We start from the raw sequence: 15,996 nt of genomic DNA, 5'->3' as shown, positions 1-15,996 counted from the left end.
CTGTCGGTGCTTGGAGGAGGACGCTAGACCCGCAGGTAACGGACGGATGACGAGATGATCGTAAGTGGCTCGATATGACCGGAGCTGGCCACCCGGGACCGGAGCGGATCGTTCCGGTGTGGGTCAGTGCCAGAGAACGGCGATGAAGATGTTGATCACGGTCAGCCCGCCGACCGCGCCGAACAGCGCCTTGTCCACGTGCTCGTCGTCCCGCTTGACGTAGACGAGACACAGGATCACGAAGAGGATCGCGAGCTTCACGCCGACCTTGATGTTGTTGACGGGGTTCCCGTCCATCTGGTTGAGGCCGACGAGCACCACACCGGTCACGAGCATGGTGAGCGCGCCGTGCAGCATGGCGGGCGTGAAGCGGGCGGTGCCCGCACTCATCGCCTTCATCTGCGTCAGGAAGCCGCCGAGGAGGGAGGCGATCCCGATGATGTGCAGGCCGACGAAGACATTGATGAGTACGTCCATGGCGTCGAGCGTACGGGGTGGCCTCCGGCGGATTTCCACCGGTCACCGCAGTGCCGGGGGCGACCGGATCGGCCGGCGGAACGGGGTCGGCCGAGGAACCGGATCAGCCGAAGAACCGGGTCAGTTCGGCCAGGACGGTCTCCGGCCGCTCCTCCGGGAGGTAGTGGCCGCTGCCGTCGACGCGGACGACCCGGGTGTCGGTGCCCAGCGCCGGGACCGCGGCGAGCAGGCGTTCGTAGTTGCTGTGCTCGCCGCCGAGCGCGAGCAGCGGGGCCGTCACGGGGGAGTAGCCGGCGAGGTCGTCGATGTCCTGGCGGAAGGCCCGGTACCAGGCGTTGCCGGCCCGGATCGCGTCCGGGGTGTCGTACGCCCGCGCGTACACGGCGCGGGAGCGGGCGTCGATGGAGGCGGGGTCGGTGGTCATGGACGCGAACAGCTGGTCCAGCAGCAGGTGGTAGCGGCCGGCGAGGAGCTGCTCGGGCAGTCCCTGCACCTGGTTGAAGGCGAACCACCACAGGTGGCGGGCCTCGGGCCGGGGCAGCAGCGGCAGCTGCGCCCAGGCCTCCTCGGGGTGCGAGACGTCGAGGAGGGCGAGCCGGCGGGTGGCCCCGGGGTGGTTGGCGGCGTGGGCGTAGGCGACCATCGCGCCGATGTCGTGCCCGGCGAGATGGGCCGAGCCGATGGCGAGGTGGCCGAGGAGGGCGTGGACGTCGGCCGCCATCGTCTTCTTGTCGTAGCCGCTGTCGGGCTTGGCGGAGCCGCCCATGCCGCGCAGGTCGACGGCGATCACCCGGTACCGGCGGGCCAGGTCCGGCAGCACCTTGTGCCACTGCCACCAGGTCTGCGGCCAGCCGCCGAGGAGGACGAGAGGTTCGCCGCTGCCGCCCTCCACGTAGTGCAGGCGGGTGCCGTTGACCTCGGCGTGGTGGCTGGTGAAACCGCCGTCGAGGGAGGCGGCGAGAGAGGCGTCGTCGAGGGAGGCGGCGAGAGAGGCGTCGTCGAGAGGGGCGGAGGGGGCGGTGGGCATGCGAAGTCCTCACGGAAGGGTGCACGGCGGATGACTGTTCGAAGATCTCGAACGGTCTGAATGTACGAGATCCTCGAACGGTTTGGCAATATCCGTACGAGATCTGCGTACAGTGAGGGCATGCCTGCCGCAGCCGAGCTGACCCACCCCGCCGCCGACCGCATCGAACTGGTCGAGGTCCTTGCCGCGCTCGGACATCCCGTCCGCCTGGAGATCGTCCGCAGACTCGCCTCCGGTCGGGCGGCCTTCTGCGGCGAGGTCGTGCCGGACCTGCCCAGGTCGAGCGTCACGCACCACCTCAAGACGCTGCGCGAGAGCGGTGTGATCTGCCAGCGCCCCCAGGGCCGCAAGCTCTACCTCGCGCTGCGCCGCGACGACCTCGAACGCAGCTTCCCCGGCCTGCTGGCGATCGTGCTGGGCGACGTCCCCCCGGCAGGGGAATTTCCCGCGGCGGAACCGGCTGTCGGTCCCGCACCCTAGACTCGGATGGCGATGAGCAGCCTCTTTGACGACAGTTTCCTGGCGGACCTCACCCCCTCCGACGAGGTCCCGCCGCCGCCCGAGGAGCACGCCGCCCCGGAAGCGGGCGCGGACGACCTCTTCGGGGGGCGGTTCGACGTACCCATGAGCGGGGACGCGTACTACCGGGACGGCGCCCCCCGGCCCGTCATCGACCCGGCGGCCCTCCTCGACGGCCTGAACACCGAGCAGGCCGCGGCCGTGGTGCACGCGGGGTCCCCGCTGCTCATCGTGGCCGGCGCCGGCTCCGGCAAGACCCGGGTGCTGACCCACCGCATCGGCCACCTGCTGGCCGCGCGGAACGTCCACCCGGGGCAGATCCTGGCGATCACCTTCACCAACAAGGCCGCCGGCGAGATGAAGGAGCGCGTCGAGGGCCTGGTCGGCCCGCGCGCCAACGCCATGTGGGTCTCCACCTTCCACAGCGCGTGCGTGCGTATCCTGCGCCGCGAATCCAAGCGGCTCGGCTTCACCTCCTCGTTCTCGATCTACGACGCGGCCGACTCGAAGCGCCTGATGGCGCTCGTCTGCCGCGACCTGGACCTGGACCCGAAGAAGTTCCCGCCGAAGGCCTTCAACGCCAAGATCTCGAACCTGAAGAACGAGCTGATCGACGAGGAGGCCTTCGCGGACCAGGCCGCAGGGGGCACCTCCCAGACGGAGTCTGGGGGAGGTTTCGAGAAGACGCTCGCCCAGGCGTACGCGATGTACCAGGGGCGGCTGCGCGAGGCCAACGCCCTCGACTTCGACGACATCATCATGACCACGGTCCACCTGCTCCAGGCCTTCCCGGACGTCGCCGAGCACTACCGGCGCCGCTTCCGGCACGTCCTCGTCGACGAGTACCAGGACACCAACCACGCGCAGTACACGCTGGTGCGCGAGCTGGTGGGCACCGGCTACCCGGACCTGCCGCCGGCCGAGCTGTGCGTGGTGGGTGACGCCGACCAGTCGATCTACGCCTTCCGCGGCGCGACCATCCGCAACATCCTCCAGTTCGAGGAGGACTACAAGGACGCGACGACGATCCTGCTGGAGCAGAACTACCGCTCCACGCAGACGATCCTCTCCGCGGCCAACGCGGTCATCGAGCGCAACGAGAACCGCCGCGCGAAGAACCTGTGGACCGAGGCCGGCACCGGTGCCGTCATCACCGGCTACGTCGCGGACACCGAGCACGACGAGGCCCAGTTCGTCGCCGACGAGATCGACCGGCTGACGGACGCGGGCGACGCCAAGGCGGGCGACGTCGCGATCTTCTACCGGACCAATGCGCAGTCGCGTGTGTTCGAGGAGATCTTCATCCGGGTCGGACTGCCCTACAAGGTCGTCGGCGGCGTCCGCTTCTACGAGCGCAAGGAGGTCCGCGACGTCCTCGCGTACCTGCGCGTTCTGGCGAACCCGGAGGACAACGTCCCGCTGCGGCGCATCCTGAACGTCCCCAAGCGCGGCATCGGCGAGCGCGCCGAGGCGATGATCGACGCCCTGGCGATGCGCGAGAAGATCACCTTCCCGCAGGCGCTGCGGCGCGTGGACGAGGCCTTCGGCATGGCCGCGCGGTCCACCAACGCGGTCAAGCGGTTCAACGTGCTGATGGAGGAGCTCCGCACGATCGTCGACTCGGGCGCGGGCCCGGCGGTGGTGCTGGAGGCGGTGCTGGAGCGTACGGGCTACCTCGCCGAGCTCCAGGCGTCGACCGATCCGCAGGACGAGACCCGGATCGAGAACCTGCAGGAACTCGCGGCGGTGGCGCTGGAGTTCGAGCAGGCGCGGGAGGCCGCGGCGGCGGAGGCCGCCGAGACGGGCGCCCCGGCTCCCGGGCCCGGCACCCTGGCCGAGTTCCTGGAGCAGGTCGCGCTCGTCGCCGACTCCGACCAGATCCCGGACGAGGACACCGAGGGCACGGGCGTCATCACGCTGATGACCCTGCACACCGCCAAGGGCCTCGAGTTCCCGGTGGTCTTCCTGACCGGCATGGAGGACGGGGTCTTCCCGCACATGCGGGCCCTGGGCCAGACCAAGGAGCTGGAGGAGGAGCGCCGCCTCGCGTACGTGGGGATCACCCGGGCGCGCGAGCGGCTGTACCTGACCCGCTCCAGCATGCGCAGCGCGTGGGGCACGCCCTCGTACAACCCGCCGTCGCGGTTCCTGGAGGAGATTCCCACGGAATACCTCCAGTGGAAGCGGACGGGCGCCACGCAGAAGCCGGCCGGCCCGATGCGCAGCTCGGGGTACGGGTCGTCCTCGTCCGGTTCGGGGAAGGCGACCTTCGGCACCTCGCCGGAGGCGTTCCTGTCCTCGTCGCGTACGAAGTCGGGCCCGTCCGGTTTCGCGACGCGGCGGGCCGCCGACAAGCCGGTCATCGCCCTGGTGGTCGGGGACCGGGTCACGCACGACCAGTTCGGGCTCGGCACCGTCATGGAGGTCAAGGGGGCGGGCGCGGACGCGCAGGCCACCGTCGACTTCGGGGACGACAAGCCCAAGCGGCTGCTGCTGCGTTACGCGCCGGTGCAGAAGCTGTAGGGCGGGGGGTACGGCGGGCGACCGCGCGGCCTTCGGGCCGCGCGGCGGTTACGTCGGGTCCAGGCCCTTGCTGCGCAGCCACGCCAGGGGGTCGATCGCGGATCCGCCGCCGGGCCGGACCTCGAAGTGGAGGTGCGGGCCGGTGGAGTTGCCCGAGTTGCCCGAGTAGGCGATCACATCGCCCGCCTTGACCTTGCCGCCGCGGATCTTGGTGGAGCTGAGGTGGCAGTACCAGGTCTCGGTTCCGTCGGGCGCGGTCACTATCGCCATGTTCCCGTAGGCGCTGTTGTACTGGGTGCGCACGGTGCCGTCGGTGGCCGCCATGACCGGGGTCCCGTAGGAGACCGGGAAGTCGATGCCGGTGTGCACCGACATCCACATGCCGCCGGCCTGACCGAAGTTGGCGCTGAGGCCGTGCTGGTTCACGGGGATGGCGAACTTGGGGCGGGCGGCCTCCTTGGCCGCGGCCTCCTCCGCCTTCTTCTTCTTTTCCTCTTCCTGGCGCTCGCGCAGGTCGATGCGCTCCTGCGTGCGGCTCGCGCGGTCCGCGAAGTCGCCCGCGTCGGCGCTGAGCGCGACCAGTTGGGTGTCGAGCTTGGTGTTCGCCGCGACCGGCTTCACCGAGGCCGGGTCGGGCGCGGCCATCGTGGTGGTGTCCTCGGCGGGCCGGTCCGTGCCGGTGAGGCCGCCGACGGAGGCGGCCGCGACGCCCGCGACGCCCATCACGCAGGCGGAGGGAACGGCCACGGTCAGCAGGGCGGAACGCTTCGCCGGGCTGCGGCGACGGCTGCCGGCGTTGCCGCCCGCCTTGGCGCTGCCGCCCGCTTTCGCGTTGCCGCCCGTCTTGGCGGCGGTCCGGCGTGCGGCGCGCGGAGCCGCGGTCACGGGCATGGCCTGGGTGGGGAGGTCGTGGACCTCGTGCAGCGCGTGCACCCCGGGCAGCTCGTCGACTTCGTGCGGCTCGTGAGGCTGGTGCGCCTCGTGGGTTTGCTGAGCCTCGTAGGTCTCGTAGGTCTCGTCGACCTGGGGCGTCTCGTCGGAGAGCACCTCGAAGACGGCGGTCTCGCTGTAGGTGTCGGCCCCGGTTCCGGTCACGGTCCCGTAGGCGTAGCCGACGGAGGTCGCCTCGTACGTGTACTCCTGCTGCACCGGTGCGGGCGCGGGCTGGTACTCGTAGGCGTAGGCCGCCTCGGGCCGGTCCTGGGTCTCGGTGACGGTGTTCCAGGCGGTGGCGTCGTAGGCGCCGGTCTCGGTACCGGTGGTGCCGTAGCCCGGCATCGCCCAGTGGCCGGTCTGCTCGCCGGTGGTGTCGTAGCCGAAGGAGGGCTGCTGGTAACCGGTGTAGCCGGCGTAGCCGGACTGGTCCGTGCTCGGCGTGGTCCAGGCGCTCGCGTCCCAGCTCCCGGTGGTGTCCTCGGGGGCGGCCTGGGTCGGGATCGTGGACAGGTAAGGGTCCTGCGAGGCCTGCGAGGTCCATGCCGTGGTGTCGTACGCGCCGGTGTCGTAGGAGCCGTAGGCGGCGTAATTGACCCCCTGGCCCTGCGTTTCGTAGGAAACGTAGGTCGAGTCACCAGCGAAAGCGGTGGTGGAAAGGCCGTCATACCCGGCATCCGGGTACTGGCCCGACGAGGGGCGGTCGTTCACCAACTTCTCTTTCGCCTCGGCAGTGGGGGCCTGGGTGGCCGGGAACTCGAAGTTCACCGGAGGAGAGCAGTGGCGTGACTGTACCCGGCGGTTACTCGCAACGACAATCTTCGCCGGGTCCTCAGATCTCCGGAACCGGGCATTCGGCCGTCTTTCGGTCGCCGAAAGACGCACCCTTGGCCTTGAGTTCGAAATTCGTTCGACTGTCGGCCGCTTTTCGGTCAGGCGACGGAAGCGGCATCCGCGCCCGCGACGGCGGTCGGGCCGGGCCCGTCGAGGGCCTGCCGGACCGCTGCGATGACGGCGGGATGGGCGGCCAGCGCGAGATGTCCGATGCCGGTGACCTGCACGTTCTCCACACACAGGTCCGGGTGTTCGATCCGCGCCGCGCCGACCGGGGACATCAGCGTGTCGAACTCGCTCCAGAACGCCACGCACCGGGTGGCGCAGCCGGGCGCGGGCTCGGCCAGCTCCGCCAGCACCTCGGAGTCCGGGCGTATCTGCCGTATCAGGGGGTGCGCGTCCATGAAGGGGGCGACCAGCGTGCCGGAATGCGGGGTGCCGAGGGTGACGAGGGTGCGGACGCGAGTGTCGCCGCCGAGCCGCTGCACGTAGTACCGGCCGACCAGCCCGCCCAGGCTGTGCCCGACCAGATCCACCCGGTCCTGTCCGGTGCGCTCGCACAGCTCCTCGACACGCCGGGCGAGTCGGCGGGCGGTGACGCGCAGGTCGAGGGTGAACGGTGAGTAGTTGTACGCCTCCACGTGCCGGCCTCCCGCCCCGAGGGCGCGGCGCAGCATGACGAAGACGGACCGGTTGTCGGTGAACCCGTGGAGGAGGAGGGCGGGCGGGCGTGTCGCGGGCGGGCGCGCGGTGACCTTCTCCTGGCACACTCCGGTGGGGTACAGCAGAAGGTGCCCGCCGAACACCATCACCTCGAGCGCGCCGGCCCGCAGCGCGGCGCCGGACAAGGGCACGGACATGGGTAAGCACAGCCCCATAGACGGCCTCCCCTGAGCCTTTGTGGGACGACGGCCGTCGCGCCACCGTGCCGTGCGGCTGTCGGCACGGTGGCGCAATGCCGTCCCACGTGTGATTTCCCCCTCGTGGTTGACCGCGAAACGGCGGCGTGCGCGATGCTGTACTTAACGTTCGTTCACTCGGGAGGCAGTGCGATGGGTGTGACCGGTCCGATCCGTGTGGTGGTGGCCAAGCCGGGTCTCGACGGCCACGACCGCGGGGCCAAGGTGATCGCGCGGGCGCTGCGGGACGCGGGTATGGAGGTCATCTACACCGGCCTCCACCAGACCCCCGAGCAGATCGTGGACACCGCCATCCAGGAGGACGCCGACGCGATCGGCCTCTCGATCCTCTCCGGCGCCCACAACACGCTGTTCGCGCGCGTGCTGGAGCTTCTCAAGGAGCGCGACGCGGAGGACATCAAGGTCTTCGGCGGCGGCATCATCCCGGAGGACGACATCGGCCCCCTGAAGGAGAAGGGCGTGGCCGAGATCTTCACCCCGGGCGCGACGACGACCGCCATCGTGGACTGGGTCCGCGGCCACGTCCGGCAGTAGTCCGGCCCCGCCGGCGCTTGAGGCGCGGGGCCAGGGCTCCCGGCCCCGCAGAGCCTGTGGGGCGGGGCTGCCTGCGCCAATCCGGCCCCGCCGGCGCTTGAGGCGCGGGGTTCGGGGCGGAGCCCCGGGTCCCGCGGAGCGGGACCCCCGGGCCTGGCCCCCCGCAGGGGCTAGGCCAGCTCGGCCAGCATCGCCGCGCGGAGCCGAAGCGTGGCCACCAGCCGCTGGAAGGCCTCGGCCCAGTACGAGGCCGCTCCGGGAGCCTCGTCAGGCAGGGCCTGCGCGGCCGCGGTCAGGGCCTCCAGCCGGTCCGCCTCCGCAGGGTCGAGGCAGCGCTCCGCCAGTCCCATCACTCCGCTGAAGCTCCACGGGTAGCTGCCCGCGTCCCGGGCCGTGTCGAGTGCGTCCACGACCGCCCGGCCCAGCGCCCCCGCCCACGGGACCGCGCACACCCCGAGCAGCTGGAAGGCCTCCGACAGGCCGTGGGCCCGTATGAACTCCGACACCCACTGCGCCCGTTCCGCGTCGGGCAGGGTCTCCAGCAGTTTGGCCCGCTCCGCGAGAGAGGCCGTGCCCGGACCCGCCGCGGGCGGCGCGGAAGCCGGGCCGAGCAGGGCCCGCGACCACGGGGCGTCGCGCTGGCGCACCGCCGCCCGGCACCACGCCGCGTGCAGCTCCTCCGTCCAGCCGTCGCCGGCGGCCACCGGCAGCGCCACTGTCTCCGCCGGACCGAGCCCCCCGAACCGCTCCCGCCAGCACGACAGCGGCGCCGCCTCCACCAACTGCCCCAGCCACCAGGCCCGCTCCCCGCGCCCGGCGGGCGGCCGCTTGACCACCCCGTCGCGGAGCATCCCCGCATCGCACTCGGCCGGCGGGGTCACTCCCTCCGGGCCGACGCAGGCCAGCGCGCGCTCCGCCATCCGCCCCGCCAGCGCCGAAGCCGGCAGAGCCGACAGCAGTTCGGCGGCCGTGGCGCGGACATTGCGGCTGCGGTCACCCAGTGCCGCCTCCAGGAACGGCTCGTCCCCCTCGGACAGTCCCACCCTCAGCGAATCGAGGAACATCAGCCGGTCCTCGGCCCGTTCGGTGGCCCAGGTCGTCGACAGCAGCCGTGGTGCGGCCGCCGCCTCGTGGGCCCGGACCGCCCCGAGCAGGGCGACCCGCTCCGCGAACAGTCCTTCCTGCCACAGCCGTTCCACCCCCGCCCGGTCCGTCACATCCGGTAGTTCCCCGGCGCCGCCCGCCCCGCCGCGCAGGGCGAACCGCCAGTCCGGATTCATCCGGGCCAGCCACAACCCCCGCGGCCCGGCCAGGGCCAGGGCCTGCGGGCGCAGGTCCGTACGGGCCCGGGCCGCGTCCAGCAGCGCCGGTACGAGCGCGTTCGGCGAGCGGTAGCCGTGCCGTGCGGCGGCGGCCAGCCACTGCGGGAGCAGCTCCGTCAGATCCGGGGCGGTCCCGCGCCGCCCCCCGCCGTTCACCGGTCCGCTGCGGTCGGCCAGCAGCTGGGCGAGCCGCCGGCCGGCCGCCTGCGGCGGCGCGGGCCGCGGGTCCCGGGGTGCGGGCTCCGGGCGCGGACGCGCCGCGGCCGGTCGCAGCCCGGCCCGGCGCCGTACGGCGTGCACGGCCGCCGCGTCCAGCAGTGCTTCCGGCGAGCCCGTCGGGCCCCCGCCCCGGCGCCGGTCGGTGCCCAGCAGCGCGGCGGCGACCAGCTCCTCCCACTCCCCGTACCCCTCGTCACCCTTCTCCATCGGGCCCCTCCCTCGTCGCTCGTCGCTCGTCGTGTGCTGTGCTCCGGTCCCGCCCCCTCCACGGGACCGGAGCGGTCGATGTCCCCGTCTGCCCGCGTTCAGCTGGCGTGGTTGTCGTTCATGCAAGCCCCCCGGCTCGTTGTCGTTCGGTGTGACGGCGCCCCCCGGCGCCGTACATCTCCTCGCCGTCCCGAAAGACGGCACAGGACCCCCCAGGCCCCCTGCGATGTGGTGTGTGTTCCTGCTCCTGGTCAGGCCAGGGCGACGGGCTCGGTCGAGCCCGGCTGCCAGGCCGTCAGCGGGGTGAAGCCGCGGTGGCCGCATTCGCCGAACACCGTCACCGGGCCCCCGCCCGACAACGCGGCCAGCTGCCACAGGCTCCCGCGTGAGCGGCTGCCGCCCCCGGTGAGGGGCACCGGCAGGGCGGAGGTTCCCTCCGCGTCCGCCAGCTGCCAGCCGAGCTCTCCCGGTATCGGGACCACCGGACCGAGCACCACAGGCCAGGACTCCAGCCACGGGTCCTCCCGCAGTGCCGCCCCGTACGCCTCCAGCGCCGCCCCCGTGCTCACCCCGGCCGGCACCTCCGCGCACGGCACGGCCGCCGCGAAGCTCTCACCGAGGTCCGCCCGCAGTCCCGCCGACCCGGGCCGGAAGCGCATCTCCGCCTCCAGCACCAGCCCCACCGGCATCGCCAGCCCCGGTGCCCGCCCGGGCGGACCGAAGTCCAGCACCAGAGCGGGCCGCCCGCCCGCCAGCCCGCGCAGCCATATCCGGCGGGTGGTGAGCCGGCCGTCCGGCGACACCGTGTCGTTCTGGGCGAGCACCAGCCAGCGGTCCCGTACGGCCTCCCCCTCCCCGGAGGCCGGTAGTCCCACGCGGCTGCGCACCGTCGCCGCCAGCCCTTCCGGCAGCCCGGCCACCCCCCACCACGCCCGGTCGAGCAGGTGCAGCAGCGCCGCCTCCTCCAGCATCCGGGCGGGCCAGCCGGGGCCGCAACTGGGTATCGTCCCCAACTCCCTTACCCGACCGGCCAGTCCGGGTGCCTGTGCGTCGACCATGCGGGCCGCCGTCTCCTCCCACCCCGCGTATCCCGCCTGCTCCTGGCCCGCGAGCCCGCCGCGCAGCAGATCGGCCAGCCGCTGCTCCAGCTCGGTGACGCCCGCGCCGATCCGGGCCGCCCGCCGCTCGGCCCGCCGCCGGGCCCCCTCCTCGTCGACCGGCGCGGCCCTCCCGCCCGCCGGCCGCGCGGCCTTGGCCGCCCGGTCCGCGAGCCACTGCGCGGCCCAATCCGGTGCTTCGGTCGGCTCGCCGGCCCCCTCCGCCGACCAGAGCAGCAGCAGCCCGAGCGCGTGCTTGCAGGGGAACTTCCGGCTCGGACAGGAGCACTTGTAGGCCGGTCCCGTCAGATCCACGACCGTGCGGTACGGCTTGCTCCCGCTGCCCTTGCACAACCCCCACACAGAACCGGAAGCGGAACCTCCGATCTGCAACCACGGCCCTGCGCCGCCGAGTCTGCCTCCCGCCTTGCGTGAGGCATCGTCAGGAGCCAGATTCAGTACCTGTTCCGCTGTCCAGCGGTCCCCCTGATCAGTCATGGGAACCACCGTAGAGACCGCCACTGACAATCGCTCTGACCTGCAACAACGCGAGGAGTAGGGTCCGTTGTCAGTGGCGTGGTGCACCTTGGATGCAGCAGTCGGAAGCGGCTGCCGAGCATTGGAGGGGGACCATGACCATGCCCGAGACCGAGCAGCGAGCAGAAGCTCTGCGGCCGCACGCCGAAGACGCCTTCGCACACGAACTGAAAGCCCTGGCGGCCGCCGACGACCGGCCCCGCCCGACCCGCTGGAAGCTCTCCCCGTGGGCCGTCGCCACCTACCTGCTCGGAGGCACGCTCGCCGACGGGACGGTGATCACACCCAAGTACGTGGGACCGCGCCGCATCGTCGAAGTCGCCGTCACCACCCTGGCCACCGACCGCGCCCTGCTCCTGCTCGGCGTCCCCGGCACCGCCAAGACCTGGGTGTCCGAACACCTCGCGGCCGCCGTCAGCGGAGACTCCACCCTCCTCGTGCAGGGCACCGCCGGCACGCCCGAGGAAGCCATCCGGTACGGCTGGAACTACGCCCGGCTGCTCGCCCACGGCCCCAGCCGCGAGGCGCTCGTCCCCAGCCCCGTCATGCGGGCCATGGCCGACGGCATGACCGCCCGCGTCGAGGAGCTCACCCGCATCCCCGCCGACGTCCAGGACACCCTCATCACCGTCCTGTCCGAGAAGACCCTGCCCATACCGGAACTGGGCGACGAGGTGCAGGCCGTGCGCGGCTTCAACCTCATCGCCACCGCCAACGACCGCGACCGCGGGGTCAACGAGCTCTCCAGCGCGCTGCGCCGCCGCTTCAACACCGTGGTGCTCCCGCTGCCCGCCACCGCCGACGCCGAGGTCGACATCGTCGCCCGCCGCGTCGACCAGATGGGCCGCGCCCTCGACCTGCCGGCCGCGCCCGAAGGCCTGGAGGAGATCCGCCGGGTCGTCACCGTCTTCCGCGAGCTGCGCGACGGGGTCACCGGCGACGGCCGTACGAAGGTGAAATCGCCCAGCGGCACCCTGTCCACGGCCGAGGCCATCTCCGTCGTCACCGGCGGTCTGGCCCTGGCCGCCCACTTCGGGGACGGCGTACTGCGCCCCTCCGACGTCGCCGCCGGCATCCTCGGCGCCGTGGTCCGCGACCCGGCGGCCGACAAGGTGGTCTGGCAGGAGTACCTGGAGGCCGTGGTCCGCGAGCGCGACGGCTGGAAGGACTTCTACCGGGCCTGCCGGGCGGTGACCGTATGAGCCCGGCCACCGCACGGGCCGGGGGACCGCTGCTGCTGGGCGTACGGCACCACGGGCCCGGCTCCGCCCGCGCCGTCCGGGCGGCCCTGGACGCGGCCCGGCCCGGGGCGGTGCTGATCGAGGGCCCGCCCGAGGGGGACGCGCTGCTGCCGCTCGCCGCCGACCCGGGGATGCGGCCGCCCGTGGCGCTCCTCGCGCACGCGGCGGACGATCCGGGCCGGGCCGTGTTCTGGCCGCTGGCCGGGTTCTCGCCCGAGTGGGTCGCCATCCGCTGGGCCCAGGAGCACGAGGTCCCGGTCCGGTTCATCGACCTCCCGGCGGCGCACTCGCTCGCCGCCGACGGGGACCGGCCGCAGGCGGACAGTCCGGAGGGGGGCGAGGCCGACGCCGTCCGGCTCGACCCGCTCGCCGTACTGGCCGAGACCGCCGGGTACGACGACCCCGAGGGCTGGTGGGAGGACGTGGTCGAGCACCGCGGAGCCCGGGGAGCGGGAGAGGACGTGCTCGGCGCCTTCGAGGCGCTCGGGGAGGCCATGGGAGCCCTGCGCGAGGCGTACGGCGACGGCGGCCACCACCGCGACCTGGTGCGCGAGGCGTACATGCGGCAGCGGATGCGCGCCGCCCGCCGGGAGTTCGGCGACGCCTACGCCGTGGTGTGCGGGGCCTGGCACGTCCCGGCGCTGCGGGCCAGGACCACCGTGGCCGCGGACAAGGCGCTGCTGAGCGGCCTGCCCAAGGTCAAGGTCGAGACCACCTGGGTGCCCTGGACGCACCGCAGGCTCGCCCGGGCCGGCGGGTACGGCGCGGGCATCACCTCGCCCGGCTGGTACGCCCACCTCTTCACCGCCCGGGACCGGCCCGTCGAGCGGTGGCTGACGAAGGTCGCCGGACTGCTGCGGGAGGAGGACCGGCAGGTCTCCTCGGCCCACGTCATCGAGGCGGTCCGGCTCGCCGAGACCCTCGCCGCGATGCGAGGCAGGCCGCTGCCCGGCCTGACGGAGACCCTGGAAGCGGTCCGGGCCGTGATGTGCGACGGCTCCGACATCCCGCTCGCACTGATCGAGGACCGCCTCGTCGTCGGCGACGTGCTCGGCGAGGTCCCGGACGGGGCACCGGTGGTACCCCTCCAGCGGGACCTGACACGGCAGCAGCGGACGCTGCGGCTCAAGGCCGAGGCCGAGGACCGCGAGCTGGAACTCGACCTGCGCAAGGACACCGACACGGCGAAGTCCCTGCTGCTGCACCGGCTGCGGCTGCTCGGCATCGGCTGGGGCACCCCGGTCGCCTCCCGGTCCGGCACCGGGACCTTCCGGGAGACGTGGCGGCTGCGCTGGGAGCCGGAGCTGTCGGTGCGCATCGCCGAGGCCGGAATATGGGGGACCACCGTCCTCGGGGCGGCCACCGCCAAGGCCGAGGCCGACGCCGCCGGGGCCGAGGAGCTCGGCGAGGTGACGGCGCTGGCCGAGCAGTGCCTGCTGGCCGGCCTCGCGCAGGCGCTGCCCGCCGTACTGCGGGCCCTCGCCGACCGGGCCGCGCTGGACACCGACGTGGCGAAGCTCGCCAAGGCCCTGCCGGCGCTGGCCCGCTCGCTGCGGTACGGGGACGTGCGCGGCACCGACGCGACGGCGCTCGGCGTCGTGGCGGCCGGGCTCGCCGAGCGGATATGCGTGGCGCTGCCGTCGGCGTGCACGGCCGGACTGGACGCCGACGCGGCGGCGGAGATGCGCACGCACGTGGACGGGGTGCACGGGGCCGTCGGCCTGCTGGCGGACACGGACGAGGGACTGCGGGAGCGCTGGTCCGCGGTGCTCGCGGTGCTGGCCGACCGGGACACCGTGCCCGGCCTGATCCGCGGCCGGGCGGCCCGGCTGCTCCTCGACGACGGCCGGCAGCCGGCCGAGGAGACGGCCCGGCTGATGGGGCTCGCCCTGTCCCCGGCCTCCTCCCCGGCCGATGCGGCGGGCTGGATCGAGGGCTTCGCGGGCGGGAGCTCGGGCGGGGGCACGCTGCTGGTCCACGACGACCGGCTGCTGGGCCTGATCGACACCTGGCTGGTGGGAGTGCCGGAGCGCGCGTTCACCGACGTACTGCCGCTGCTGCGGCGGACGTTCGGGGCGTACGAGCCGGGCGTGAAGCGGACCCTGGGCGAGCTGGTCCGCCGCGGCCCGGGCGGTTCCGCCGTCGCGGTGACGACGGGCGCGGCCCCCGAGGGCTTCGCCCCGGAGCTGGACCCGGTCCGGGCGGACGCGGTGGTGGGGCTGGTGCGGATGCTGCTCGCCGGGTGAGGTGCGGCGCCGCTGCCGGGCTCCGCCCCGGACCCCGCGCCTCGAACGCCGGCGGGGGCGAAGGGAGCGGGGCCGGGAGTGTGGGAAACGACGAGTGCAGGGGGACAGGAACATGAACGGTACGGACGTGAGTGCGGGAGAGCGGGACATCGCGGACCCCGCCGGAGGCGAACGGCTGCGGCGGTGGCGGATGGTGCTCGGCGGGGGCGAGGCCGACGGCACCGGCTGCGCGCTGACCGGGCGGGACGCGGCGATGGACGCAGCGCTCGGCGCGCTGTACGGCGGGGGCGGTGAGGCGGGGTCGCGCCGGACGTCGGGGGCCCGGTCGGCCGGCCTCGGCGGCTCCGCGCCGAACGTGGCCCGCTGGCTCGGGGACATCCGAACGTACTTCCCGAGCTCCGTGGTCCAGGTCATGCAGCGCGACGCGATCGAGCGCCTCGGCCTGGCCGCCCTGCTGCTGGAGCCGGAGATGCTGGAGGCCGTCGAACCCGACGTGCACCTCGTCGGCACCCTGCTCTCCCTCAACAAGGCGATGCCCGAGACGACGAAGGAGACGGCGCGGGCCGTGGTGCGCAAGGTGGTGGAGCAGTTGGAGAAGCGGCTCGCCACCCGCACCCGGGCCACCCTCACCGGCGCCCTCGACCGCTCCGCCCGGATCAGCCGTCCCCGCCACCACGACATCGACTGGGACCGCACCATCCGGGCCAACCTCAAGAACTATCTGCCCGAGTACCGCACCGTCGTCCCCGAACGTCTGATCGGCTACGGCCGGGCGGCGCAATCGGTGAAGAAGGAGGTGATCCTCTGCATCGACCAGTCGGGTTCGATGGCGGCCTCCGTCGTCTACGCCTCCGTCTTCGGCGCGGTCCTCGCCTCCATGCGCTCGATCGCCACCCGTCTGGTCGTCTTCGACACCGCGGTCGTCGACCTGACCGATCAGCTCGACGACCCGGTCGACGTGCTGTTCGGCACCCAATTGGGCGGCGGCACCGACATCAACCGGGCCCTCGCCTACTGCCAGTCGAAGATCACCCGGCCCGCGGACACCGTCGTCGTCCTGATCAGTGACCTCTACGAGGGCGGCATCCGCAACGAGATGCTCAAGCGGGTCGCCGCGATGAAGGGGGCGGGCGTCGAGTTCGTGACCCTGCTCGCCCTGTCCGACGAAGGAGCCCCGGCCTACGACCGCGAGCACGCCGCCGCCCTTGCGGCGCTCGGGGCGCCGGCCTTCGCCTGCACCCCCGACCTGTTCCCGGAGGTGATGGCCGCGGCGCTGGAGAAGCGCCCCCTGCCGACCCCCTGACGGCAGCGCCCCGGCCTTTGCTGTGAATCGGTGAATCACACGAACTTCCAGTTCAAC

At 73.0% G+C, this 15,996-nt stretch carries 12 protein-coding genes; 6 read left to right on the top strand and 6 right to left on the bottom strand.

All coding sequences use genetic code 11. The annotated features are described in order from the left end of the window. Positions 1-123 precede the first annotated feature (123 nt). Both OG373_RS16475 and OG373_RS16470 read right to left on the bottom strand, forming a co-directional pair. Positions 124-477, bottom strand: coding sequence for a hypothetical protein (locus tag OG373_RS16475; protein WP_397733077.1), 354 nt, complete (start codon positions 475-477; stop codon positions 124-126). A 103-nt stretch (positions 478-580) separates the two neighbouring features. Then, positions 581-1,504, bottom strand: a complete 924-nt coding sequence (locus OG373_RS16470) for an alpha/beta fold hydrolase (protein ID WP_405439058.1) — start codon at positions 1,502-1,504, stop codon at positions 581-583. A 120-nt stretch (positions 1,505-1,624) separates the two neighbouring features. Between OG373_RS16470 and OG373_RS16465 the strand changes: the two genes are divergently transcribed. Together OG373_RS16465 and pcrA are read left to right on the top strand one after the other, a co-directional pair. Continuing rightward, a complete protein-coding gene (locus OG373_RS16465; protein ID WP_405439057.1) occupies positions 1,625-1,984 on the top strand; it encodes an ArsR/SmtB family transcription factor in 360 nt (119 codons plus the stop codon). 12 nt (positions 1,985-1,996) lie between these two features. Further along, complete coding sequence (gene pcrA / locus OG373_RS16460) at positions 1,997-4,546, top strand: DNA helicase PcrA (RefSeq protein ID WP_405439056.1); 2,550 nt, start codon at positions 1,997-1,999, stop codon at positions 4,544-4,546. Between the two features lie 48 nt (positions 4,547-4,594). Here the strand turns inward: pcrA and OG373_RS16455 are convergent, their stop codons facing one another. Both OG373_RS16455 and OG373_RS16450 read right to left on the bottom strand, forming a co-directional pair. Further along, complete coding sequence (locus OG373_RS16455; RefSeq protein ID WP_405439055.1) at positions 4,595-6,247, bottom strand: M23 family metallopeptidase; 1,653 nt, start codon at positions 6,245-6,247, stop codon at positions 4,595-4,597. A gap of 164 nt (positions 6,248-6,411) precedes the next feature. Next, positions 6,412-7,173, bottom strand: coding sequence for an esterase/lipase family protein (locus OG373_RS16450; protein WP_405439054.1), 762 nt, complete (start codon positions 7,171-7,173; stop codon positions 6,412-6,414). A gap of 192 nt (positions 7,174-7,365) precedes the next feature. Between OG373_RS16450 and OG373_RS16445 the strand changes: the two genes are divergently transcribed. Beyond that, entirely contained in the window at positions 7,366-7,767 is a 402-nt protein-coding gene (locus OG373_RS16445) for a cobalamin B12-binding domain-containing protein (protein ID WP_189970495.1), read from the top strand. A 170-nt stretch (positions 7,768-7,937) separates the two neighbouring features. Here the strand turns inward: OG373_RS16445 and OG373_RS16440 are convergent, their stop codons facing one another. Together OG373_RS16440 and OG373_RS16435 are read right to left on the bottom strand one after the other, a co-directional pair. Further along, positions 7,938-9,515 carry a DUF5691 domain-containing protein gene (locus OG373_RS16440; protein ID WP_405439053.1) on the bottom strand — a complete coding sequence of 526 codons (1,578 nt, stop codon included), beginning with the start codon at positions 9,513-9,515 and terminating at the stop codon, positions 7,938-7,940. 251 nt (positions 9,516-9,766) lie between these two features. Continuing rightward, positions 9,767-11,110: an SWIM zinc finger family protein gene (locus OG373_RS16435; RefSeq protein WP_405439052.1), complete on the bottom strand. Its 1,344-nt coding sequence runs from the start codon at positions 11,108-11,110 to the stop codon at positions 9,767-9,769. A gap of 134 nt (positions 11,111-11,244) precedes the next feature. Here OG373_RS16435 and OG373_RS16430 point away from each other — a divergent pair, with 134 nt between their 5' ends. The 3 genes from OG373_RS16430 to OG373_RS16420 all read left to right on the top strand — a co-directional run bounded on the left by OG373_RS16430 (position 11,245) and on the right by OG373_RS16420 (position 15,939). Beyond that, entirely contained in the window at positions 11,245-12,351 is a 1,107-nt protein-coding gene (locus tag OG373_RS16430) for an AAA family ATPase (protein WP_405439051.1), read from the top strand. Continuing rightward, positions 12,348-14,636, top strand: a complete 2,289-nt coding sequence (locus tag OG373_RS16425) for a DUF5682 family protein (RefSeq protein ID WP_405439050.1) — start codon at positions 12,348-12,350, stop codon at positions 14,634-14,636. The genes OG373_RS16430 and OG373_RS16425 overlap by 4 nt, the downstream gene beginning before the upstream one ends. 112 nt (positions 14,637-14,748) lie before the next feature. Continuing rightward, positions 14,749-15,939, top strand: coding sequence for a VWA domain-containing protein (locus tag OG373_RS16420; protein ID WP_397733060.1), 1,191 nt, complete (start codon positions 14,749-14,751; stop codon positions 15,937-15,939). Positions 15,940-15,996 lie beyond the last annotated feature (57 nt).

This window comes from Streptomyces avidinii (assembly GCF_045161815.1).
GTDB lineage: Bacteria > Actinomycetota > Actinomycetes > Streptomycetales > Streptomycetaceae > Streptomyces > Streptomyces avidinii.
Note: the sequence above shows the minus strand (reverse complement) of the source record. Positions and strands in the feature narration are given on the sequence as shown.